The 23,294-nt window shown below is 69.7% G+C and carries 16 protein-coding genes; 15 read left to right on the top strand and 1 reads right to left on the bottom strand.

Translation table 11 applies throughout. The features are described from left to right. Window positions 1-9: 9 nt before the first annotated feature. The gene (locus tag ETAA1_RS16110; protein ID WP_145240177.1) at window positions 10-3,768 is read right to left on the bottom strand and encodes a hybrid sensor histidine kinase/response regulator; all 3,759 of its coding nucleotides are present in this window, start codon (window positions 3,766-3,768) and stop codon (window positions 10-12) included. Between the two features lie 878 nt (window positions 3,769-4,646). Here ETAA1_RS16110 and ETAA1_RS32015 point away from each other — a divergent pair. The 15 genes from ETAA1_RS32015 (at window position 4,647) to ETAA1_RS32005 (ending at window position 23,292) form a co-directional block, all read left to right on the top strand. Further along, window positions 4,647-4,817, top strand: a complete 171-nt coding sequence (locus tag ETAA1_RS32015; protein WP_202920166.1) for a hypothetical protein — start codon at window positions 4,647-4,649, stop codon at window positions 4,815-4,817. Window positions 4,818-5,579: 762 nt separating this feature from the next. Next, window positions 5,580-5,891 (top strand): hypothetical protein, encoded by a 312-nt coding sequence (locus ETAA1_RS16105; RefSeq protein WP_145240176.1) that lies wholly within the window; start codon window positions 5,580-5,582, stop codon window positions 5,889-5,891. A 56-nt stretch (window positions 5,892-5,947) separates the two neighbouring features. Beyond that, window positions 5,948-7,330: a DUF1501 domain-containing protein gene (locus ETAA1_RS16100; RefSeq protein WP_145240174.1), complete on the top strand. Its 1,383-nt coding sequence runs from the start codon at window positions 5,948-5,950 to the stop codon at window positions 7,328-7,330. 182 nt (window positions 7,331-7,512) lie between these two features. After that, entirely contained in the window at window positions 7,513-9,786 is a 2,274-nt protein-coding gene (locus tag ETAA1_RS16095; protein ID WP_145240172.1) for a hypothetical protein, read from the top strand. Beyond that, on the top strand, window positions 9,783-12,218 hold the full coding sequence (locus ETAA1_RS16090) for a DUF1549 and DUF1553 domain-containing protein (protein ID WP_145240170.1): 2,436 nt from the start codon (window positions 9,783-9,785) through the stop codon (window positions 12,216-12,218). Before ETAA1_RS16095 ends, ETAA1_RS16090 begins: the two co-directional genes overlap by 4 nt. A gap of 226 nt (window positions 12,219-12,444) precedes the next feature. Further along, complete coding sequence (locus ETAA1_RS16085; RefSeq protein WP_145240168.1) at window positions 12,445-12,708, top strand: helix-turn-helix domain-containing protein; 264 nt, start codon at window positions 12,445-12,447, stop codon at window positions 12,706-12,708. Between the two features lie 36 nt (window positions 12,709-12,744). Continuing rightward, complete coding sequence (locus tag ETAA1_RS16080; protein WP_145240166.1) at window positions 12,745-13,641, top strand: helix-turn-helix domain-containing protein; 897 nt, start codon at window positions 12,745-12,747, stop codon at window positions 13,639-13,641. Beyond that, the gene (locus ETAA1_RS16075) at window positions 13,629-14,189 is read left to right on the top strand and encodes an ECF-type sigma factor (RefSeq protein WP_145240164.1); all 561 of its coding nucleotides are present in this window, start codon (window positions 13,629-13,631) and stop codon (window positions 14,187-14,189) included. The genes ETAA1_RS16080 and ETAA1_RS16075 overlap by 13 nt, the downstream gene beginning before the upstream one ends. A gap of 98 nt (window positions 14,190-14,287) precedes the next feature. Beyond that, the gene (locus ETAA1_RS16070) at window positions 14,288-18,031 is read left to right on the top strand and encodes a bifunctional serine/threonine-protein kinase/formylglycine-generating enzyme family protein (protein ID WP_145240162.1); all 3,744 of its coding nucleotides are present in this window, start codon (window positions 14,288-14,290) and stop codon (window positions 18,029-18,031) included. A 401-nt stretch (window positions 18,032-18,432) separates the two neighbouring features. Beyond that, a complete protein-coding gene (locus tag ETAA1_RS32010) occupies window positions 18,433-18,582 on the top strand; it encodes a transposase domain-containing protein (protein ID WP_202920165.1) in 150 nt (49 codons plus the stop codon). A gap of 215 nt (window positions 18,583-18,797) precedes the next feature. After that, complete coding sequence (locus tag ETAA1_RS16060; protein ID WP_145240158.1) at window positions 18,798-19,349, top strand: sigma-70 family RNA polymerase sigma factor; 552 nt, start codon at window positions 18,798-18,800, stop codon at window positions 19,347-19,349. A gap of 14 nt (window positions 19,350-19,363) precedes the next feature. Next, window positions 19,364-21,004 carry a serine/threonine-protein kinase gene (locus ETAA1_RS16055; protein WP_145240156.1) on the top strand — a complete coding sequence of 547 codons (1,641 nt, stop codon included), beginning with the start codon at window positions 19,364-19,366 and terminating at the stop codon, window positions 21,002-21,004. Further along, window positions 21,001-21,942 (top strand): radical SAM protein, encoded by a 942-nt coding sequence (locus ETAA1_RS16050; protein ID WP_145240154.1) that lies wholly within the window; start codon window positions 21,001-21,003, stop codon window positions 21,940-21,942. The genes ETAA1_RS16055 and ETAA1_RS16050 overlap by 4 nt, the downstream gene beginning before the upstream one ends. Before the next feature lie 100 nt (window positions 21,943-22,042). Further along, window positions 22,043-22,999, top strand: coding sequence for a DUF1571 domain-containing protein (locus ETAA1_RS16045; protein ID WP_202920164.1), 957 nt, complete (start codon window positions 22,043-22,045; stop codon window positions 22,997-22,999). A gap of 137 nt (window positions 23,000-23,136) precedes the next feature. Next, complete coding sequence (locus tag ETAA1_RS32005) at window positions 23,137-23,292, top strand: hypothetical protein (RefSeq protein ID WP_202920163.1); 156 nt, start codon at window positions 23,137-23,139, stop codon at window positions 23,290-23,292. The last annotated feature ends 2 nt before the right edge of the window (window positions 23,293-23,294 follow it).

Here is a 23,294-nt window from a genome sequence, read left to right as displayed (position 1 = left end):
CCCTCGCGGTCATGATCCGTGGAGTTCGGCCAGCGCTGGCTGGAGGCGGCCGACGGCCGCCTCCAGCGCGGCCAGGGCCGCGTCGATCCCGTCCCACCGCCCGGCGCGGCCCATCTCCTCAAGCCGCTGGGCCGCCGCCGCAGTCTCGTCCGCCCCGAACGTCGCCACCGCCCCCTTGAGGGCGTGGGCCGACAGCTGCAACCCGGCCCCGTCCCTCCGGGGAACGGCCCCGCGGATCGCCGCCATCAGCTTCGGGGCCTCGTCGATGCACAGGCCCGCCAGTTCCCGGAGTAACTCCTCGTCCTCGCCGGTCCGCTTCAAGGCCGCGGCCCGGCTGACGGCCGACGCCGGGGGCAGTGCGCGGTCGGCGCCGCCGCCGGCGTCGGCCAGCCCCTCCAGGGCGGCGAACAGGTCCTCGGGCCGCAGCGGTTTGGTGACGTACCTGTCCATCCCCTCGGCCAGGCAGTGCTCGCGGTCGCCCTTCATGGCGTGGGCTGTCATGGCGATGACCGGCAGGTGTCCGCCGGCCTCTCGCTCCTGCGCCCGGATCGCGGCCGTCGCCGCGAACCCGTCCATCTCGGGCATCTGGACGTCCATCAGCACGGCGTCGAACCGCTCCCGCTGCAGTGCGGCGAGCGCCTCCCGGCCGTTTCCGACGACGACCACCCGGTGGCCGCGCTTCTCCAGCAGTCGGACCGCCAGCTTCTGGTTGACCGCGTTGTCCTCGGCCAGCAGGACGCGGAGGGGCCGCCGGGCGGCGCCCCACCCCGGGGCGTCGGGCGTCGTGCCAGGCCTCGCAGCTCCCTCCACCCCGAGGGCGGTCATGATCGCGTCGAGCAGGGTGGACTGACGGACCGGCTTGGTCAGGTAGGCCGCCAGGCCCAGCGCCCGGCAGCGGGCGGTGTCCTCCCGCAGGCCCGCCGACGACAGCATCATGAGCGTTGCCCCGGCGACAGCCGGGGTCCGCTGGATCCGCTCGGCGAGGTCAAACCCGTCCATCCCCGGCATCATGGCGTCGAGCAGGACCAGGGCGAACGGCTCCCGGGCGGCCTCCAGGGCGGCGAGCGCCGCCGGGCCGCCGTCGGCGACCGTGGGCCGCATCCCCCACTTCGTGAGCATCTCACGGAGGATGAGTCGGTTCGTGGCGTTGTCGTCCACGACCAGAACCGAAAGCCCACGGAAGCTTGCCGGGTCGGCCGGTGCGGGGTCCGCCACCGGCCCGCGCGCCGGGGCGAACCGGACCGTGAAGTGGAACGTGCTCCCCCGCCCGACCTCGCTCTCCAGCCAGACCCGCCCGCCCATCATCTCCACCAGTCGGGCCGAGATCGCAAGGCCCAGCCCGGTGCCACCGTACCGCCGGGTTGTCGAGGTGTCGGCCTGGGCGAAGGCCCGGAACAACTTTGCCTGTTGGTCGGCGGTGATGCCGATGCCGGTGTCACGGACGGCGAAGTGCAACACCACGCCGCCCGGCGCGTCGGGCCCGTCGTCATCCTGCCACCGCGACACGTCGAGTACGACCTCGCCCGCCTCCGTGAACTTGATGGCGTTGCCGATCAGGTTCACGACCACCTGCCGCAGTCGGTGCGGGTCGCCGGCCAGCGCGGACGGGACCTCCGGGGCGACGTGGTCGGCCAGTTCCAGCCCCTTCTTGTGCGCCCGGGCGGCGAGCGTGGCGACGGTGTCGTCGAGCGTGTCGCGGAGGTCAAAGTCGGTGCACTCGAGATCGAGCTTGCCGGCCTCAATCTTGGAGAAGTCGAGGATGTCGTTGATGACCGTCAGCAGGTGGTCGGCCGACGTCTTCACCAGCCCAAGGTACTCGCGCTGTTCCGGGGTCAGCTCGGTGTCCAGTGCCAGCTCAGTCATGCCGATGATGCCGTTGAGCGGGGTGCGGATCTCGTGGCTCATGTTCGCCAGGAACTCACTCTTGGTCCGGGTCGCGGCCTCGGCCGCCAGCCGTGCCTCCTCGGTCGCGGCATCGGCCCGCCTCTCGGCGTCGATGTCCGTGTGTGCCCCGACCCATTCTCGGACCCCGCCCCCCTCGTCCAGGATCGGCACGGCCCGGACGAGCATGTGCCGATATTCCCCGTCGTACCGCCGGAGCCGGTGTTCGACCTGACACTGGGTCCGGGCGGCGAGGGCCGCCGACCACACCCGGGTCGTCTCCTCACGGTCGTCCGGGTGAATGGCTTCGAGCCACCCCCACCCCCGGAGTTGCTCGAACGTCTGCCCCGTATACGTACTCCACCCAGGTTGCTCGGTCACGGCTCCGCCGGTCGCATCGGTGGTCCAGACGATTGCCGCTGTCGCCTCGGTCAGCGACCGGAACCGCTCCTCGCTCCGCCGCACGGTGTCGAGCAGGTTTCGGAGCAGGAGCCGCTCTCGAGTCAGTTCGTCCTCCGCCTGCTTCCGCTTGAGGAACTGGCCGATTTGGCTGCCGATCGCGGCGAACATTCGCAGAAGCTCGTCGTCCGGCTCCTCGATCTCGCGGCCGAAGAACTCGACAATGCCGATCACCGCCCCGTCCACCTCGACCGGGAAGCCGAACGCGGCGTGCAGACCGTCGCGGGCGGCCGCCGGGGCTCGCGGGAAGTTCGGGTCGGTGACCACGTCCGGCACCCAGACCGGCCGGCCGCTGGCCCAGACCCGGCCGGGCAACCCGGCCCCGCGGGCGAACGTGAGTTGTCGGCTAAGGTCGGCGAACGCGGGTGACGGGGAGACCGACCACACGTCCGCGCAGCGGAGGGCATTTCCCGACTCGTCGACCCGCCACACGGCCCCGAGCTGCCAGCCCAGGCTGTCGCAGATCGCCCCGAGTATCGCCGGCATCGCGGCGGCCGGCTGCGGCGAGTCGGCCAGAGCCTGGGTCGCTGCGTACTGGGCCGTCAGCCGCCGCTCGGCCCGCCACCGCTCCCGGTCGGCCCGCTCGAGCGACGCCCCGATCCCCCACACGAACGCCGAAAAGACGGCGGCGTTGACGAGCACGAACAACGACAGCCCCATGACCGGGCTGATTACACCCCGCTGCTCGCCGGCCCACCTCACCCAACCTGCTGCGAAAGGAACGAGGACGGCCACGGGTAAGAGGCGGCGGACCATCACTCCCCCGGCCCCGGGGCTGACGGCAACCGCCATGAGCCCCGAGGTCGACCGGGCACACAGGATGCCGGCGCTAAGCAACCCGAGGGCGGCGGCGGTGTTTAGTGCCATCGGGACGAACTGTTCGACCCCCGCCAACGCCTCCGCGGAGTAGGCATAGCCGACGACTGCCGTCAGAGCGACGCCCGCCGCCGCGAGGGCCAGCACCTCGGCCGGCCGGATGCCGCGTCGCCACCGCACGTCGAGGAGCACGAGGGCCAACCCGGCGAGGAGGAGTCCCGCCGCCGTGTTCGGGGCCATCCGGTTTGGCGGATCTTCCCGGTCCAGCATCTCCCGGAATAGGAGTTGATCCGGCCCTCCGTCCCAGCCGGCGAGGTACCCCCCGATTCGGAGAGCGGCGACGAGGACGACGCCGGCGGCCAAGGCACGGGCGACGAGGCGGCGCCGGCCGTCCGGTCCCAGCTGGAGCCAGAGCGCCGGCCCGGCCAGGAGTAAGGCGAAGGCCGTGCCGCCCGGATTCATGGCTGTCAAGCCGGGGGCGAGGGCCCGGAGGACCGGGACGTCGAACGCCCACCCGACCAGGACGAGGCTACCGATCAGGGTGACGCCGCCGGCCGCGACTCGAGAAAGGTGGCGACACCCGGCGCCGAGGTCGACGCGGGACGTGGGCATGGCCGGACCCGGGCTGAAGGGCGGCCGAACGGCCTTCGCACGCCGTTTGTCTGAGGACGGAGTCGGGGATTAACACCCGAGTTCGTCCACCGTGAGTTACTCGGACTCAGACAGGCGGCGAACGGCAGTTGTGACCGTGGTAACCATCATAACGAGCCCGATGCCGCGCCGGCACAATTTCCGGACTCCCCGGCGATATGCCCCGTCGCTCGGTGCAGAGCATTCTTCACGCTGCTGGCTACGCGCCCGATGAGTGGACTGCGTAAGAGAGCCCCTGGTCGGTGAGCATCTTCAGGGCTTGAAGCTTGAACTCGCGGGTGTAGGTCCTGCGGGCCGTTGGTGCGCTCCTCCTTCGGAGTCTACACCCATTAATCGGACTCCATGACTTCCGGGGAAGCCCACCGACCACCGGGAGGATAACAGCAAGAGCTGTTCGGTGAAAGACTTGCGATCAGCGAGGACGACGGGACTCGAACCCGCAACCACCGGATCGACAGGCCTGTGCCGAACCACCTCGACGGACGGCGGAAGTGGTTTGCAGGGATGATACTAGGCCCGAGAGGGGGGTATGGCAAGTCCGTGCAAACTCGTGCAGAAGCGTGCAAAATGACGCGGTAATAGCGGTCTACCGGCAACGTGGCCGGTAGTGCGTTTCGGTGTCGTTGCCACGGTTGAAGCAGCACCGTGGCACGAGTCCCATCCGGCTGGGGAAGGGCAGGATGGGTACCCCGGATTGCATGTGCGTACCGCCTGTCGAAAGACGCCGGTTGCAGTGCAGCTTTGCGAATAAACGCATCGCAACTGGATTCTGCACACCGACCCTTGCGCCCAATCCACCAATCGTGTAGCCTCCTGCGATCACCCGCGGAACCGCGCTGATGAACGTCGAGCCGCACGTCACCGAGGTCGCGTTGGACCGCCTCATCGCTCGGGAGAAGGACGCCAACCGGGCCGAGCGGCTCCGGGCCGTTCCGCTTGCACTCGCCGGGCTCGACTCCCCGACCGTGGCCGATCGCACCGGGTACAGCTGCCGGTCGGTCCAGACCTAAGTGGCCCGGTTCAATGCCGTGTTCCTGCCCGGTCTGGACGACGCCCCCGGCCGCGGTGCAAAGCCGCTCGACGCCGACCAAGAGTCCCGGTTGCGCCCGCCTCGAGGTCGGGCGGACACCCGCCACAGGCGTCGACGCCCTGCGGAGGGGAGGACTAGCGCCGGGTCCAGAAGGAGGACTTCGGCGTCGCTGGCTCCCTCGGCGCGGTGTACTATCTGCTCCACCGCCTCGGGTACTTGTCGCTCGCGCCCCGACCCCACGGCCGCGCCACCGACGGTCTCGAACCCTGCGGGATTACGAGGCGGGGGCGACACACTCCCATCACGGGAGAGATCACCCGCACGCCGGGCGCATCCGGCCGCGGTTGGCCCTAGCGGTTTGCTGCCAGGGCTCGGCGGAGTGAGGGGTAGCTGTGGGTTGAGAGGAGTGTGGTGTGGGAACGGCAGCTGAAGGCCGCCGCTCCGAACTGGCCAGGCTGGCCCCGTACACGCTGCGCGGGCGGCCTCCGCCGATTGCGTGGCGACCGCTTCCCGATCGCCCGGAAGTCGACTTCTCACCTGACCAGTTCACGCTGAAGGCTTCCTGTCAGGCACCGAAGGGCCGAGCATGCGGTGGGTACTCGGACTCGGGTAGGTTTCTGGGGTCTGGGGTTTCTGATTGTCTCGCCGCGGACAGTCGGGTACTCTTCACTAAACTCGTGTCGCCTTCCGTTCCCACCACGCGACACACTCCCACCCTCCCCACCTGCCCCCGGGGTGTCACGTGGATCAGAAGTACGACGGCCCCGCGCCGATGGCCGAACTCACCCTCCGCGGCCGCCGCGTCACCCGCTCTACGGTCCTCAACGACTGGGGCCTCCAACTCCGCTGGCTCGTGACGAAGGACGGCAAGCCCGCCGCCACCGTCGCCGCGCCGCGCTCCGGCGACAGCTACGAGCACCCGGACACGACGCCCGGCACGTACGAAATCACCCTCCAGACGTGGCGGTACGTGAGCTACGCGAAGGGCGCCGACGGCGAGTTCACCGCCAGCAAGTTCATCCCGATCTCGAACGCCGTCCGCTACACGATCTGACCCTCCCGCCTCCCCTCCCGGGCCGACGCCCGGGCCTCGCCTCGCGGAGTCCGCCCATGCTGAACGTCGGCAACGTCCGCGTGCCGGTCTGCCACGGCGCCACCCGCCGCAGTTTCCTCACCGCCGGCTCGGCTGGGCTGGCCGGGCTCGCGCTCCCCGACCTGTTCCGCCTCGAAGCCAACGGCCAGGTGGCCGAGACGAGCCGGTCGCAGATCAAGAACTGCATCACCATCTTCCTCGTCGGCTCGCCCGGCCACCTCGACACCTGGGACATGAAGCCCGACGCCCCGGACACCGTCCGCGGCAAGTTCAAGCCGATACAGACGAACGTCAACGGCGTCCGCATATGCGAGCACTTCCCGCTGATGGCACGGATGATGGACAAGGTGGCGCTCATCCGCAGCCTTCATCACAAGACCGGCGCCACGCACGAGAACGGCCAGCGCTGGATGATGACCGGCCACGACTTCAACCCGGACGCGGTGAAGCCGCACACCGGCAGCGTGGTCAGCCGGGTGTTCGGGCCGAAGGGCGACCTGCCGGCGAACGTGATCCTTCCCGGCCCGATCGGGAACACCGGCGCCGGCCCGTTCCACGGCCAGACGGCCGGCTACCTCGGCAGCGCGCACGAGCCGTTCTTCCTGAACGCCGACCCGAGCCGCCGAGACTTCAAGGTCGGCGACCTGGAGGTGCCGGCCGGCGACTCCGCGAGCCGGTTCGACAACCGCCGCCGGCTGCTCGACCAGATCGACGAGCTGCAGCGCCGCACCGAGACGCGCACGACGACTGCCCACGACAGCAGCTACGAGCGGGCGTTCCGGCTCCTCACGTCGAGCGCCGCGAAGCAGGCGTTCGCCATCAACAGCGAGTCGGACGCGGTGCGTGACCGGTACGGGCGGAACACGTTCGGCCAGAGCTGCCTGATGGCCCGCCGGCTGGTCGAGTCGGGCGTGCGGTACGTGACCGTGAACCACTTCGACACGGTGTTCAACCTGTCGTGCTGGGACATGCACGCCGACGGCGGCGGGCTGAACAACACGTACCTCGACTACGAGCGCCACCTGTGCCCGCAGTTCGACTGGGCGTTCACCGCGCTGATCGAGGACCTGCAGCAGCGGGGCCTGCTGGAGAACACGGTGGTGGCGGTGCTGAGTGAGATGGGCCGCACGCCGCAGGTGAACGGTCGCGGCGGCCGCGACCACTACCCGCCGGCGTGGACGAACTTCCTGTGCGGGGCGAACATCCGCGGCGGGCAGGTGGTGGGCGCGACGGACAAGACGGGCTCGCGCCCGGTGGACAGCCCGGTGGAGCCGCCGCAGGTGCTGGCGAGCATCTACAAGGGGATGGGGATCGACCTGGACAGCACGATGATGCCCGGCCCCGGCGACCGCCCGATCCGCCTCGTGGAGGCCGAGCCGATCCACCAGTTGTTCCGGTGACTTACGGTAGGTCGGGCCGAGACTTCGAGGCCCGACGCGGGCCGCGGCCGCCGAACGCTTGACTTCGGGACCGGAAAACCACGTAGGATTGGCGCCCTCGACATCCCGCCACCGCACCCGTCCCACGCGACGGGTCTCGAAAAGCCTCGACCCGACCCACAAGACCCGAGCCAAGCCCGCTGATGTCCCGACTCCCGGCGTGTCTCGCATTGATCCTCCTGGGCCCGCACGCAGGTGCCGCGGAGCCGACCGTTCGCGCCGTCAGCGTCCGCGGCCTGCAACTCGGCGCGCCCACGACCGTCACCATTGACGGCGACGACCTCGGCAAGGCTCCGAAGCTCCTCCTGCCGTTCGCGGCGAAGCAGACGTCCGGCGAGAAGAACACCGACAAGCAGGCGACGTTTACCGTGACCCCGGACGCGGCGGTCGCTCCGGGCCTGTACCACCTCCGCGCCGTGACCGACGGCGGCGTCAGCCTGCCGACCGTCATCGCCGTGGACGCGCTGCCGCAGCGGCCGTTCGCGCCGGCGGTCGAGGCGCTGCCGGCGGCGTTGCACGGCGCTGTCGGCGGCAGCCAGGTGCTCGAAACGACCTTCGCCGGCGCCGCGGGTCAGAAGGTGATCGTGGAGGTGGAGGCGCAGCGGCTCGGGAGCAAGCTGCGGCCCGTCGTTCACCTTTACACGGCGAAGCGGCTCCAACTTGCGTGGGCGTGGGGCGTGCCCGACCTGCTCGGCGACGCCCGCCTCGAAGCGACGCTGCCCGAGGCCGGCACGTACACGGTGACGCTCCACGACGCCGAGTACGCGGCGGGGAACCCCGGCTTCTTCCGCCTGAAGATCGGCCAGTGGAAGACCGCCGACCTCGTCTTCCCGCCCGTCGCCGGGGCCGAAACGCAGGCCGTCGAGTTGCTCGGCGCCGGCCCGCCCGTGCGCGTCGAACTGCCGGCGGCGCGCGCCGCCGGGCCACTGCCGTGGCCGACAGGTGGCGCGTGGTCCGGGCCGCGGCCCGTCCTGGAGATCAGCCCGCGGGCCGAGCGCACGGCCGAGCCGACGGGCGACACGCCGGTCGAACTGCCGGCGGGTTCGGTCGGCGTGTCGGCGCGGTTCGCGGTGCCGTTCGCGGAGCACCGGTACAAGGTGCCGGTCGAGCCGAAGTCGAAGGTGCGGTTCGAGGTGTTCGCCGAGCGCTACCGCTTCCCGGTGGACGCCGCGCTCGTGGTCCGCGACGACAAGGGGACGCTGCTCGCCCGCGCCGAGGACGGCCCCGGCACGCTCGACCCCGTGCTCGAGTACGCGGTGCCGGACAAGACGACGAGCGTGACCGTCGGCGTGGTCGAGACGCAGGGCCGCGCCGGCCCACGCGCCGCGTACCGGCTCGTGGTCGATCCCGGGGCGGGCGCGGTGAAGGACTCGCGATTGTTCACGCCGGCTCAACGGCTGTCGCTCCCGGCCGGCGGCCGCGGCGTGCTTCCCGTCTTCGCCGACCGCCGCGGGTTCGCCGGGCCGATCACGCTCACCCCGACGGCCCTCCCCGCCGGCTGGAGCGCGACGGGCACGACGATTCCGCCCGACGCCGACGGGGCGCTCGTCACGCTGACGCGCACTGCCGCCGCCGCGGAGGCCGCGGTGATGGGCTGGACCGGGAACGGGCGTCCGCTGACGGTGAAGGGACACCCGCTCGAACGCTTCCAGCCGTGGCTCGCCGCCGAGTTCGCGGCAGCACCGGTCGCCGGCAAGGCGGACGTGGCGGTCGAGTGGAACGCCCTCCCCGACGCGGCCGCGCTCGCGCCGCCGTTCAAGCTCAAGCTGCCGGTGAAGGTGACGCGGCCGGACCCGGCGGCGCCCGTGCGGCTGACGCTGTTGACGAGCCAGAACCCGCCGCTCCAGAACAACCAGCCCGACGCGGCGAAGACCGTCCGCGCCGAGAAGGCGGTGGAGCTCGCGGCGAAGGCGGCCGACGGCGAGCTGGTCGCCCTCGTGCCGCCCGAGCTCCCCGCCGACGGCTACGACCTCGCGGTGCAGGCCGAGGTGCTGTCCGCCGACAAGCAGCGGGTGCTGGCGACGGCGGTCACGGCGGTCCGCCGTCTCCCCGTGCGGCTGCCGGTCGCGGTGAAGCTCGACGGCGGGGCGGCGATAACCGCGACGCTCGATGCGAAGGCCGCGACGGTCGTGGAGCTGAAGGGCGAGGTGACCCGAGCCGGCGACTTCACGGGCGACGCGGTCGTTGCGCTCGCCGGGTTGCCGCCGGGCGCGACCGCGCCGCCGGCGACGGTCAAGACTGGCGAGACGCGCTTCGCCCTGAAGCTGACGCTGCCGCCGACCACGCCGCCCGGCGACGTGCGCGGGCTGAAGCTGTCCGCCTCCGCGGCGCCGGACCCGGCGCAGGCGGCGGCTCGTGTGAAGTCCCGCGACAGCGACATCGTGCTGACACTCCGGCCGGGAGCGAAGACGCCATGATTCGACGCCTCTCCGCACTCGCCGCGCTGCTCGCGTTCGCACCCAGCGCACCGGCGCAGGAAGCGACAAGCGTCACCGTCTCGCCCGCGGCGGTGACGATCCGCCACCACCGCCACCCGCACTCCCTCCAGGTGCTCGGCCGCACCGCCGACGGCTTTTCGCTCGACCTCCACGCCGCCGCAACCTACGCCAGCGCCGACACGAAGGTCGCCACCGTGGACGCGGCCGGCTGGGTGCGACCGGTGGCGAATGGCACGACCACGGTCACCGTCACCGCCGGCGGGAAGACGACGGCCGTTCACATCACCGTGCAGCTCCCCGCGGCCGAACCGGCGACGAGCTTCCGCCACGAGGTGATGCCGGTGCTGACGCGCGCCGGGTGCAACATGGGTTCGTGCCACGGCTACTCGCTCGGCAAGAACGGGTTCAAGCTGTCGCTCCGTGGCGAGTCGCCGGAGCAGGACTTTGGCGCCGTCGTCCGCGACGCCGCCGGCCGGCGTATCAGCTACCTATCGCCGGCCGAGAGTCTGTTGCTGGCAAAGGGGCGCGGCGACGCCGGCCACGAGGGCGGGGTACGCTTCGCCCGCGGCAGCCTGTCCGACGACATCCTGACGCGCTGGGTGCGCGAGGGGACGCCCGGCGACATCGCCGACGCCGGCCGCGTCGTCCGCGTGCGGCTCGTGCCCGACGTGCTGGTGATGAAGCCCGGCCAGCGCCACCGCCTCCAACTCCTCGCCGACTACGCCGACGGCTCGACCCGCGACGTGACGCGGCTCGGCCTGTTCGCCGCGAACAACGACCTGCACGCGAAGGCCGACGAGGCCGGCGTGGTGGTCGGCGGTCTGCCCGGCGAGACGGCGGTGATCGGCCGGTTCGAGCGCAAGTTCGCCGCCACCGGCGTCACCGTCCTCGACGCCGCCGGGCCGTTCACACCGACGCCGGTGCCGAGCAACCTCATCGACCGGCCCGTCCTCGAGAAGCTGAACCGGCTGCGGGTCGCGCCGTCGGGCGTGGCGACCGACGAGGAGTTCCTGCGGCGGGCGTACCTCGACCTGATCGGCGTGCAGCCAAAGCCGGACGACATCCGCTCGTTCCTCGCCGACCGCGACCCGCGCAAGCGCGAGAAGCTGCCGGACGCGCTGTTCGCCCGGCCCGAGTTCGTCGATCACTGGTCGCTCAAGTGGGGCGACCTGCTGCAAAACTCGCGCACGACGGCGAGCCCCGCGGCGGTGTACCAGTTCCGCGAGTTCATGCGCGGCGCCGTTGCCTCGAACACGCCGGCCGACGAGTTCGCCCGCCGCGTGCTGACCGCCCGCGGCGGCCCGGCCGACGACCCAGCGAGCGGGTACTTCGCGGCGAGCAAGGACGTCAACGACACGGTCGAGCGGGTGACCCAGGTGTTCTGCGGCGTGCGGATGCTGTGCGCCCGCTGCCACTCGCACCCGCTGGAGAACTGGACGCAGGCCGACTACTTCGGCGTCGCCAGCTTCTTCACGCAGGTGGCGGTGCGACCGGACGCGCGGGCGCCGGCCGTGCCGAACAGCAAGCTGATCGCCCTGAACCTGAACGCCGGTTCGGCGACGAACCCGCGCACCGGCAAGCTACAGCCGCCGCGGTTCCTCGGGGGCGCCGAGCCGCCGCTGCCGCCCGGCGTCGACCGCCGCGAGGCTTACGCCGCGTGGCTGACGAGCCCGCAGAACCCGTTCTTCGCCCGCGGCCTCGTCAACCGCGTGTGGAGCTACTTCTTCCACCGCGGCATCATCGACCCCGTGGACGACGTGCGCAGCACCAACCCGCCGATCAACCCCGAGCTGCTCGACGCCCTCACCGCCGACTTCGTGAAGAACAAGTTCGACCTGCGGCACCTGATGCGGACGATCGTGGGGTCGGCGACGTACCAGCGGTCGAGCGTGCCGACCGGGTCGAACAATCACGACGAGCAGAACTTCTCGCGGGCGGTGCCGCGGCGCATCCCCGCGGAGGCGCTGCTCGACTCGCTGGTGCAGGCGACGGGCGTCGCTGAGAACGTGGGCGGCGCGCCCGGCGGGTTTCGCGCGGCGCAGCTGCCGGACGGTGACGTGGCGAGCGAGTTCCTCCGGCTGTTCGGCAAGCCGCAGCGGATGGACGCGTGCGAGTGCGAGCGCGACAACGGCTCGAACATGCTCCAGGCGCTTAGCCTGTTGAACGGCAAGAGCATCCTCGGCCGCGTTCGCAACCCGGCCGCGCGGCCGGCGCTGCTCCTGCGCGAGAAACTGACGGACGAGAACCTGGTGATCGAGCTGTACCTGTGGTCGCTGGCGCGGCACCCGAGCCCGCGGGAACTGGCGGTCGGCGCCCAGTTCGTCCGGTCGGCCGGCGCGCTGAAGGATCAGGCTGCCCAGGACCTCATGTGGGCACTGCTCAACAGCCGCGATTTCCTCCTCGTCCACTGACCAACACTCGTTCTACAACGTGAAGTATGGCGGCACCCCGGGCGGGAGGTACTGTGCCGCGGTCGATCGGGCCTGGGGTAAGCTGTACGTGAGGCGAAACGTGAACCACGGCGGTCGGGCGCGGGGTAGCTGCGCCCCGACCGCAATTCCCATCCCCGATTCACGATCCGGGTGAGCCTGTCTATTTTGTCATCGGCAGGATTCCCGACCCCGTTGAGGACCGGCCGTGATCCGCATCTCCCTACCGGACGACGACCTGCAACGACTGGAGGCGGTGTTCCGTGATGCCGCCGACGCGACTTTGCGGCACCGGGTCCAGATCGTCCTGACGGCCCACCGGGGACGCCGGCACCCGGACATCGCGGACGACACCGGTACCACCCCGCGGTCCGTCCAACGGTGGCTCAACGCCTACCTCGACCGCGGGCTCGACGGCCTCCGCCCCATACATGAACCCGATGGCAGTGTCGCATCCTCGAACCGGAGGTAACACCTCCCGTTGCAGGATGCCGCCGCGATCCGTGTCGTGCTCCCCCAGACCGACGCCGACTCCCTGGATGACCTGTTCCGCTCGACCACGGACCGCAAACTCCGTGACCGCCTCCAGATCGTCCTTATGGCCCACCGGGGGTGTCCCCGCCAGGACATCGCCGCCGACTTGGGGGTGAATCGCCGGACCGTGCCCCGGTGGGTCAACGCCTACTGCGACGCCGGCCTCGACGGGCTGCGACCGAAGTCGGCCAACGGGATGCCCGGCAAGATCCCGGCCTCCCTGGCCGACGAGGTCCGTGGATGGGTCATCGACGGGCCGGCCGGGCAGGGGCTGGACCGGGCCAATTGGACCCACGAGGAGTTGGCCGACCACCTCCTCAAGACGAAGGGCATCTGCACCTCCCGGACGGAGTGCCGTCCAGCGGTTTTGCTCGGGGAGCGGCATCCGGCCGTACCGGCCGACGTACCGGCATCTGCGGGGGCAGCCCGAGAAGCAGGCCCAGACCGCGAGCGACTTGGCCTACCCAGGAAACGCGCACGGGCCGGGGAGGTCGTCCTGTTGTGCCAGGACGAGGCCCGGTTCCCGATGGTCCCGACCCCGGCGGCGACCCTCGGGGTCAAGGGGCACCGGCCGACCGTCGGCACCCGCGACGGCAAGGACCTGCGGTACGTGTTCGCGGTCGTCACCCTGACCACTGCGGCGGTCCACGCCAACACGCTGGAAAGCCAGAAGAACGCGAAGAAGAAGACCGGGTTGAGCAAGACGCGCCGCATGCAGGCGGCATTCGCGGCCCACCTGCGGCACGTCGGCCGGACGTACCCGCGGGAGGTGCACCGTAGCCGTCCGGTGGCGATGCTGATGGCCATACCGCTATTTCCGAGTCGTCCCCGCGTAACCTGGCGGTTACACTCGCCTCCATGTCCGACGTGACTCGTCTCCTCGATGCTGCCGCGGCCGGCGACCGCCGCGCCGCGGGCGACTTGCTGCCGCTCGTCTACGACGAGTTGCGGAAGCTTGCCGCCGCCCGCATGGCCGCCGAGTCGCCGGACCACACCCTCCAGCCGACCGCCCTGGTCCACGAGGCGTACCTCCGGCTGGTCGGCCCGGCCGACGCGCTCCGCTGGGACAACCGCGAGCACTTCTTCGCCGCGGCCGCCGAAGCCATGCGCCGCATCCTGGTGGAAGCCGCCCGCCGCCGGCACGGGCCGCAGCGCGGCGGCGACTACGCCCGCCACGCCCTCGACCCCGATCAGCCCGAGCCCCCGGGACCGTCGCTGCGGTTGCTCGCCCTGGACGAGGCCCTCGACCGGCTCGCGGCCGTCGAGCCGCGGGCCGCGGAGGTGGTGAAGCTCCGCTACTTCGCCGGCCTGACCGTCGCGGCGGCCGCGGCCGCCCTCGGCATCTCGACCCGAACCGCTGATGCCGACTGGGCTTACGCCCGGGCCTGGCTCGCCACCACCCTCCGCGACGGGGACTGACCCCGGCCCCCGGGGAAAAAATCGCCGAATCCGTCGCGCGATCCGGCCGCCGCTCTCGCATTGGGTAACGAGAGCACTCCCACCAGAAGGGGCCGACCGTGAGCGAGCGCGACATCTTCACCGCCGCATGCGAGCTGACCGACCCGGCGGCCCGGGCCGCCTACCTGGGCAACGCCTGCGGCGGTGACGCCGGCTTGAAGGCCCGGGTCGAGGCGCTGCTCCGCGCCCACGACCGGCCGGACAGCCTGCTCGATCACCCGGCGGTCGCCCCGCACGACCCCGACCCGGATGCCACTCGCACGGTCGGCCACGAGGGCGGCGTGGCGACCGACGACGAGGTGCCGCTCGGGTTCCTGGAGCCGGCCACCCGTCCCGATTCGCTCGGCCGCATCGGGCACTACGAGGTGCTCCAGGTCCTCGGCCACGGTGGGTTCGGGATCGTCTTCCGCGCCTTCGACGACGTGCTCCACCGGGTTGTCGCGGTGAAGGTGCTGGCCCCGCAGATGGCCTCCACGTCGCCGGCCCGGAAGCGGTTCCTCCGGGAGGCCCGCTCGTCGGCCCAGGTGCGGCACGAGAACGTGGTGCAGGTGTACGAGGTCGGCGAAACCCCGCTGCCGTACATCGCCATGGAGTTCATCCCCGGCGAGACCCTCCAGGACCGCCTCAACCGCATCGGCCCGGTCGACCCGCCCGAGGTGGTGCGGATCGGCCGGCAGATCGCCGAGGGGCTGGCCGCCGCCCACGGCCAGGACCTGATCCACCGGGACATCAAACCGGGGAACGTCCTGCTGGAGGGCGGGGCCGGGCGGGTGAAGATCACCGACTTCGGGCTGGCCCGGGCGGCCGACGACGCCAGCATCTCGCAGAGCGGGATCATCGCCGGCACGCCCATGTACATGGCCCCGGAGCAGGCCAAGGGCGAGAAGCTCGACCAGCGGGCCGACCTGTTCAGCCTCGGCAGCGTGCTCTACCAGATGGCCGCCGGCCGGCCGCCGTTCCGGGCGAACAGCACTGTGGCGGTGCTCAAGCGGGTCGCCGAGGACACCCCGCGAGACATCCGGGAGATCGTCCCGGAGGTGCCGCAGTGGCTGTGCGACATCATCGCCAAGCTGCACGCCAAGAACCCGGACGACCGCTACCAGTCGGCCCGCGAGGTGGCCGACGTGCTGGCTGATTGCGAGGCCCAACTCAAAGCCAATTCGAAGTTGAAGGATTTCAGCCGCATTCCGCTCAGCAAGCAACCCACCACAAGGAAGTCCGGCAGTTGGAAGTGGGCCGCGGCGGCCGTCGTGCTGCTTCCCGTGCTCGCGCTGGCCGTGACGGAGTTCGCCGGGGTGACGCAGCTGTTCCGGCCGCAGGCGACGCCCAACCCGATCACGCCCGGTGGCGACCAAACGCCGGTTCTGGTCGCGAAGCAGGAACCGCTGCCGCCCACGTTCACGAACGGCATCGGCATGGAGTTCGTGGTCGTGCCGAAGGGCAAGTCGTGGCTGGGCGGGGGTAAGGACAAATTGGGCGATAAGGAGGTTGAGTTTCCGGCCGACTTCTACCTGGGAAAGTACGAGGTCACGCAGGAGGAGTGGGTGAAGGTGATGGGCGAGAACCCTAGCCACTTCTCGCGCACGGGCGGCGGCAAGGACGCGGTGAAGGACGTCCCGGACGCGGACCTGAAGCGGTTCCCGGTCGAGAGGGTGTCGTGGGAACAGTGCCAGTTATTCGTGGCAAAGCTGAACAAGCTGGAGAAGGAGACGGGCTGGGTCTACCGGTTGCCGAAGGAGGCGGAATGGGAGTACGCCTGTCGGGGCGGCCCGATGGTGCTTTCGGACAAGTTGGACAGCGCCTACGATTTCTACTTTGCGAAGCCGACGAACACGTTGCTGCCGGAGCAGGCGAATTTCACCCCGGCGGAGGGCAGGGGTCTGAAGCGGACGTCTCAGGTGGGTTCGTACGAGCCGAATTCGCTTGGCCTCTACGACATGCACGGCAACGTCTGGGAGTGGTGCGACGACACCGAGAAAGCAGCCGATGGCGCCTCGCATGGGGTGTGGCGGGGCGGCGGCTGGAACGACGACTCCTGGCTCTGCCGGGCGGCGTATCGCTATACGTTCCCGCCGTCGTACCGGCAGTTCCACCTCGGCCTGCGCTTGGCCCGAGTTCCGGTCGGCACTCCTTCGCCCGCAGCGAAGTCGCCACCACCCGCCGTCGCCCCGTTCACCGACGCCGACGTCCAGCGGATCGCCGCGCTGCCGGCCGAGCAGCAGGTCGAGGAAGTCCGCAAAGAGTTGAAGCGACTCAATCCCAAATTCGACGGCAAGGTCGAGCCCACCATCGACAACGGTGTGGTGACCGGATTGAAATTCCTCACCGACGAGGTGGACAACATCGCGCCGGTCCGGGCGTTGAAGGGGCTCGTTTCTCTCGATTGCAGCCGCACCAACGAGGTCAAAGGGAAGCTATCGGACCTTTCGCCGCTGAAGGGCATGGCACTCACCTCGCTAAACCTTGAAGGGACAGACGTGACCGACCTGTCGCCGCTCAAGGGGATGCCACTGAAGTATCTGAGGCTCTGGGATGATAGCAATGTGGCCGACCTGACGCCGCTTGAGGGGATGCCGCTGAAAAGTCTCCTCATCTTCAATCTTAGGCACGTTAAAGATCTGTCCCCGCTAAAAGGGATGCCGCTGGTATCTCTTCTTTGCCGCGCACCGGTGGACGACTTGACGCCACTGAAAGACATGAAGCTGACCTCTCTGGACATTGAACAGACACACGTTACCGATCTTTCGCCGCTGAAGGGAATGCCCCTGGGGTTGCTGATGATTGGCGAATGCAAAACGTCTGATCTAACGCCGCTCAAGGGCATGCCGCTCAAAACACTCAACATCTGGGGTACTCAGATCCAGGACCTGACACCGCTACAAGGCATGCCGCTGAAGTCTTTGAGTATGTTTGAATCCAGCGTGACCGACCTGTCGCCTCTGAAAGGGATGCAGTTGGAGAGCATCCGCCTGACCCCCAAGAACATCACCCAGGGTCTGGACATCCTCCGCGGCATGAAGAGCCTCAAAACGATCGGCATCCACTTTTTTCCTGAAAAAATCTGGCCGGCGGCGGAGTTCTGGGAGCGCTACGACAAGGGGGAGTTTGGCAAGGCCGCCGCCCCCGCACCGGTCGCCGACACGGACCGCAAGGCCGCCGAGTATGTGCTGTCCATCGGCGGGGAGATTACAGTCAACGAGCAGGGGCCCGCGATCAAGGCCGTGACCAACCTGCCCCGCGAGGCGTTCCGGCTCACGTGGGTCGGGTTGCCGAACAACAAGCAGGTGACGGACGCGGGGCTGGCCGCGTTCAAGGACTGCAAGAACCTCGGCGGTCTCCAACTGGAGGGCGCGCCGGTCACGGACGCGGGGCTCATTCATCTCAAGGACGGCACGGGGCTGACGGGCCTCGACCTGTGCGGCACGAAAGTGACGGACGCGGGGTTGGCCCACCTCAAGGGCTGCACGAAGCTGACCTACCTGCAACTGGGGGACACGCAGACGACCGACGCCGGTCTGTCGCACTTCAAGGACTGCAAGAACCTGATGCACCTCAACCTGAGCCGCACACAGGTGGGCGATGCCGGTCTGGCCCGGCTCAAGGAGTGCGGCGGCCTGACGACACTCTGGCTGGACGGCGCCCCGGTCACGGACGCGGGGCTGTCACACCTCACCGGGCTGGACATGCTGATCGAGCTGAAACTCGCCAGGACGAAGGTGACGGCGAGGGGCGTCGAGGGGCTGGCCAAAGCGTTGCCGAAGTGCAAGATCGCCTGGGACGGCGGCACCATCGAGCCGAAGTAAGTCGAGGAACTGCTGGCGACGAGGCGATGGGGGATCATCAACGACCAGCGGCCCACGGAGTTCTGGCAGAACGTCAAGCCGGAGTGACCGCCGGCCGCCGTCAACCCACTCGGCGGTGGGTCTCGCCACGGGACTTCCCCCATGCATCCGGCAACAGGTCCGTCAGGTCAGCCCCGGCCCGCCGGGCGGGCAACTCCGACAGCACGTGCGTCAGGTACGACCACGGGTCGAGACGATGCCGGGTCGCGCCGGCGCAGACGCTCAGCAACACGGATGCGGTCTTCAGCCCACGATCCCCACCGACGTGCAGCCAGTTGCCGCGGTTATGCAAACCTCCGCATAACCGCGGCAACTGGCTGTTCGTGGGCGGTGACGGGGGGCTGACGAGTGCCGGGGTGCTGATGAGTGTGTGCGCGTCGGCGAAGCGGCATGCGTTGAACCCGTGGGCTTACCTGAGCGACGTGTTGACGCAGCTGGCCGCCAAGCCGGCCGACGTGACGCATCTGTTGCCTGACGCCTGGGCCAAACAGCACTTCCTCGTCAACCACTGAGGTCCCAACTCGCCGCGCCGCCAAAAACTCAACGCACACCACGACCGTACTGTGCACGCTTCCCGAGCAGCAGCGTCTTTGTCAACACAGCTACTCCCGTGCTACCACGGTACCGACCGGGGCGGAATCGCATCCCAGCCCATCATTTTTCCCAGAATGTCGCGTAAGATCGGGCCGCCCCGCCCGACTGGCCTGGTGCAGCCCGAGGTACGCGCATGGCTGGTCACTCGCCCGAGCCACCCCTCCGCGACCGTCTGGAGCGCCACCGGCCGGGGCTGCTACGGGTCGCCCGGTTGTCTCTCTTCGAGCGCGCCCGTGCCCGCCTGGACCCGGAAGACCTCGTGCAGCAAACGTTCGAGGAAGTGCTGTTCCACCCCGAGCGACTGGCCGGGATGTCGGATGAACGACTGCACGCGTACCTGGTGGCGGCGGTGCGAAACAACACCCGCGACGAGAACCGGCGCGAGTCGGGCGAGGTGCCGCTCGACCTCTGCGAAGAGTCGTCGCAGAAGCTGTTGGACCGGCTCGGCGGCGACCTGACGACACCGAGCATGCGGGCGATGCGGGCCGAGCAGTTCGCCCGGCTCGCCGACGCCATCGCGGTGCTGCCGGACGCGCAGCGGGTGGCGGTCGTCCTGCGGTTCATCGACGGCCTGCGCGTCGCCGACATCGCCGCGCGGATGAACAAGAACGCGAACGCCGTCTCGCAACTCCTCCACCGCGCGCTGACCGCGTTACGAGGCATGCTCGAAGACCCGGACGCCTGACCAGAGGAACTCCCGTGCCGGACGACTCGCCCGACGCGACCCGCTCGCACCACGTCGGTTCAACTGCCGATCCCGAGGACACCGGGTTCGCGCTCGTGTTGGAAGCGGAGGACCGCGGCGACTGGGCGCCGGTCGTGGACTGGCTCGCGCGCCGGCCGGACCGCACCACGGACCTGCTCGGGTGCGTCGCCGCCGGGCGCCGGATGGGCGCTCTGCTCGGAACCCCGGTTCCGGCGCGGGCGCCCGGCGGCGCGCTGGGCGACTTCGAGATCCTGGAGGAGATCGGGCGCGGCGGGATGGGCGTCGTGTACCGCGCCCGGGACCGGCGCCTCGGGCGCGTGGTCGCGCTGAAGGTGGTGCGCGGCGCGCTGTCCGCGGCCGAGCGAGCGAAGCTCCGGTTCGAGGCCGAGTCGATGGCCGAGGCGAGCCACCCCAACGTCATGCCGGTGTTTGCCTCCGGCGAGGCCGACGGTGAACCGTATCTGGTCATGCCGCTGATGACCGGCTCGCTCGCCGGATGGTTGAAGGGCCGGTTCACCGCGCCGACGAAGGCCGCCGAGATCGTCCGCGACATCGCGCGGGGCGTCCACCACGCGCACCAACAGGGACTGATCCACCGCGATCTCAAGCCGGCGAACATCCTACTCGACGCGGAGGGCACACCGCGGGTCGCCGACTTCGGTCTCGCGCGGCGCGCCGACGCGACCGCGACGGGCATCGCCGGTGCGCCGGCGTACATGGCGCCCGAACAAGCCCGCGGCGACAAGTACCTGACCGTCGCGGTGGACGTTCACGCGCTGGGCATGATCCTGTTCGAGCTGCTGACCGGGCGAACCCCGTTCGGCGGTGGGGACATCGCCGCGGTGTTGCGCCGGGTGATCGAGGACCCGGCCCCGTCGGTGCGGGCGCTGCGCCGGGACGTGGGTAAGGACCTGGCCGCGGTGTGTGCAAAGTGTTTGGAGAAGGAACCGGCCCGGCGGTACGCCTCGGCGCAGGAGTTGGCCGATGACCTGCAGCGGTTCCTCAGCGGCGAACCGGTGCGCGCCCGGCTGCCGGGCATCTGGGGCAAGGCCGTGCGCGCCGTGCTGCGGCAGCAGTTCGACAAACCCGGCGCGTGGGGGTGGGTGTCCGTCTGGAGCGGAATTCTCATCATCGCGTTCCACCTGTTTTGTGCGTGGGCCATCTCCGCCGGGCTGCCGCGCGGAACGTTTGCCGCCGCGACAGCCTTGAACGTCGCCGCGCTCGCCGTGTTGTACTGGGTGATTCTGCGCCGGCGGCGGTTCCGGGCCGGCGACCGGCACACCCTGACCGTCATGATCGGGTTGGTCGTCGCGGCCACGCTACTGCCGGTCGTGTACTGGCCGTCGGACGGTGGCGACCTGACCGCGTACCGGCTGTCTCTCTACCCGCTGCTGGCGCTGATCACCGGCGTGTCGTACCTCGCGCTCGCGCATCCGTTTTGGGGCGGTTACCACCTTCTCGCGGCGGGCTACCTCGGCCTGGCCGTCGTGTTCAAGCTTGTCCCCGCGATCGGGCCGTGGATGTTCGCGGTCGTCCACGGCGGGGTGACGCTTCTGGTCGGGGTGTATCTGATCCGTCTGGACCGCGAGCCGGAACCGGACGGCGCAAACTCGAACCCAATGGGGAACCGATGACGCGACCAATCGCCCAGGCCCGGATCGTCCGGGTCGCCGGGATGTGCGATCAGTGGGGCGTGGACCTCACGGCCGGCTGCGAACATCGCTGCGGCTACTGCCACTTCCATCGGTACCAGTCGATGGCCCTCCGCCACGAGGCCGGAGGAGCCGATGTCGCCCCGGCGCTGGCGCTCGACGAGTTGCTCCGCCGCGACGAGTACCCACCGGCGCTCTACCTCAGCCCGTTCACCGACCCGCTCGCGCCGGCCGCGCGGGGCAATCTGGAGGCGCTGTTGCGCCGCGTGTTGCCGCGGAATGTGAGTGTCGGCATCTCGACGAAGGGAGTCGTCCCGCGGCGTGTGCTCCGGTTGCTGGCCGAGTATCCCGAGCAGGTACTCCTGTTCGTCGGGCTGACGAATCTCGACGACGCGCGGAACCGGGCCGTCGAACCGGGGTGCGCGCCGGCCCGGGCGCGGCTGGCGAATCTCGTGTTGGCCCGCGAGTACGGGCTGCCGGCCCGGTTCGTGCGGCTCGACCCGGTGCTGCCCGGCGTGGACGACTCCCCAGAACAACTGGCATCGCTTCTCGACGCAATCGCCGGCGCCGGGGCGGTACAGGTGTCAGCTGCGTATCTGTTCCTCACATCCGGCGTCAGCCACGCCCGGCTCGGCGGCGCACCGTACCTGCCAGCGGCCGCGTCGTACTGCACCGAGGCGTGCCCGATCGACGGCGGCACGGTCTACTCGGTGCCGCTGGAGCGGAAGCGGGCGACCTACGAGTGGTTGAACGCCGAGTGCACGCGTCGGGGTCTGACGTTTGGAACGTGCGGGTGCAAGGATCTGCGACTGGCGGGCAGTTCGTTCCCGACGTCGTGCAGCTACCCGCACCTTGCGGAGTGCTCGGCCGCCGGTCACAAGGAGTCGGCCTTCAGGTCACTGCCGATGGCCGGGCCGTGATCCGCCGAGCGCGTACGCTTCACCGGAGAGCATGACTCTACGGCGCCGGCCCGGGGAAGAAGTTGATCGCTACGCACCCAACTCAGCGGGGAGAAACGCGATGAGTCGCCGGTTCGTGCGGAGCGTCGCCGTCGGACTCTGCCTGATGGGGGTCGGTGCCGCCAGTTGCGCCCTGTGGCCGTCCTCACAACCGGTCGAAGTCGACCCGCCGCACGGCCCGAGGATGGAGCCCCCGCCCCTTGATGAAGAGTTCGCCGAGCTTGCCAGGACTGACCCGGTCGCGATACTCGCCGCCTGCATGAACCGGTACGAAAACAAGGTTAAGGGGTTTCGCGCGACGCTGGAGAAGCGGGAGTTCGTGGCAGGCGTCCTTCACGACCGGGAGATCATTCAGATCGCCGTCGCGGGAGAGGTACCCGACGAACCGGGGGTCCGGCCGAGAACACGGGTGCGCATGGTCTGGGAGAAGGGGTTCCAAAAGGCAGGGCGACTTGGCCTCTCTTACGAGGTCCACGGGGTGTTGTACCCGTCCCCCGACAACAGCAATGAGATGCTGACCTTCCGGCCCGACGCCTTCCTGACCGACTACTCCATCGCCACCCGATCCCCCGATGCCCGGAACGCGTCTCGGTACTGCGTGACGGACTCGGGCATCTACCGCGGGATGCTCCGCACGTACACCGCGTGGAAGAATCTGAAGGACAGAAACGAGTTGACGGTCAAATACCAAGGCAAGGACCGCGTCGAGAAGGCCGGGGGCCGCGTGTGCCACATCATCCGCCGGACCTGCACACCGGCGGAGGTGGACTCGTTTGTGATTGGCGAGAAGACACCGCCCGCGGCAGCGAACATCGACCGCGACGGCTTTTCTGAGGTAACGGTGATGATCGACGCCGACCGGTGGCTCCAAGTCGGCACAGTATTGAGGAGGGCGAACGGCGACCTGATCGGGGAGTATTACTTCCAGAACGTGGAGGTCGTGACCGAAGCCGGGCAATTCCAACCGGACACGTTCACGCCCGAGGGCATGAGGGCTGCGGCGAACAAAAAGAACTAGCCGGTCGTCGGTGGGAGACCGACTCCGGGGTCACATCAGACATTTGCCCGAGTGTACCGGATGCGGGCGGCATGGGCGCGGGAAATCCCACTGCCGATGCCGCCATCAAGCCTTTCACCTTTCACCGGACGCTTACCGTGTTCCAGCCCGACGACGCCACCCAGACGCTCCGCAGCTACGTCCGCCAGCGGGCCAACCTGGTCAGGCTGTCGGCCCACCGGCGGGCGAAGAAGCTGGGGTACGAGGTCCGGAAGGTCGAGCCGCCGGCACCGGCCGACGCGGCGGCGGGGTGAGG

Origin of the sequence: Urbifossiella limnaea (genome assembly GCF_007747215.1) — a bacterium.
In the GTDB taxonomy this organism is placed as follows: domain Bacteria; phylum Planctomycetota; class Planctomycetia; order Gemmatales; family Gemmataceae; genus Urbifossiella; species Urbifossiella limnaea.
The sequence above is the reverse complement of the archived record's forward strand: the minus strand, read 5'-3'. Positions and strand labels throughout refer to the sequence as shown.

Coding starts and splice junctions, on each gene's coding strand:
- ETAA1_RS16110 (WP_145240177.1), bottom strand. CDS start 3,768: ATGCCCACGTCCCGCGTCGACCTCGGCGCCGGGTGTCGCCACCTTTCT.
- ETAA1_RS32015 (WP_202920166.1), top strand. CDS start 4,647: ATGAACGTCGAGCCGCACGTCACCGAGGTCGCGTTGGACCGCCTCATC.
- ETAA1_RS16100 (WP_145240174.1), top strand. CDS start 5,948: ATGCTGAACGTCGGCAACGTCCGCGTGCCGGTCTGCCACGGCGCCACC.
- ETAA1_RS16095 (WP_145240172.1), top strand. CDS start 7,513: ATGTCCCGACTCCCGGCGTGTCTCGCATTGATCCTCCTGGGCCCGCAC.
- ETAA1_RS16090 (WP_145240170.1), top strand. CDS start 9,783: ATGATTCGACGCCTCTCCGCACTCGCCGCGCTGCTCGCGTTCGCACCC.
- ETAA1_RS16075 (WP_145240164.1), top strand. CDS start 13,629: ATGTCCGACGTGACTCGTCTCCTCGATGCTGCCGCGGCCGGCGACCGC.
- ETAA1_RS32010 (WP_202920165.1), top strand. CDS start 18,433: ATGAGTGTGTGCGCGTCGGCGAAGCGGCATGCGTTGAACCCGTGGGCT.
- ETAA1_RS16060 (WP_145240158.1), top strand. CDS start 18,798: ATGGCTGGTCACTCGCCCGAGCCACCCCTCCGCGACCGTCTGGAGCGC.
- ETAA1_RS16050 (WP_145240154.1), top strand. CDS start 21,001: ATGACGCGACCAATCGCCCAGGCCCGGATCGTCCGGGTCGCCGGGATG.
- ETAA1_RS16045 (WP_202920164.1), top strand. CDS start 22,043: ATGAGTCGCCGGTTCGTGCGGAGCGTCGCCGTCGGACTCTGCCTGATG.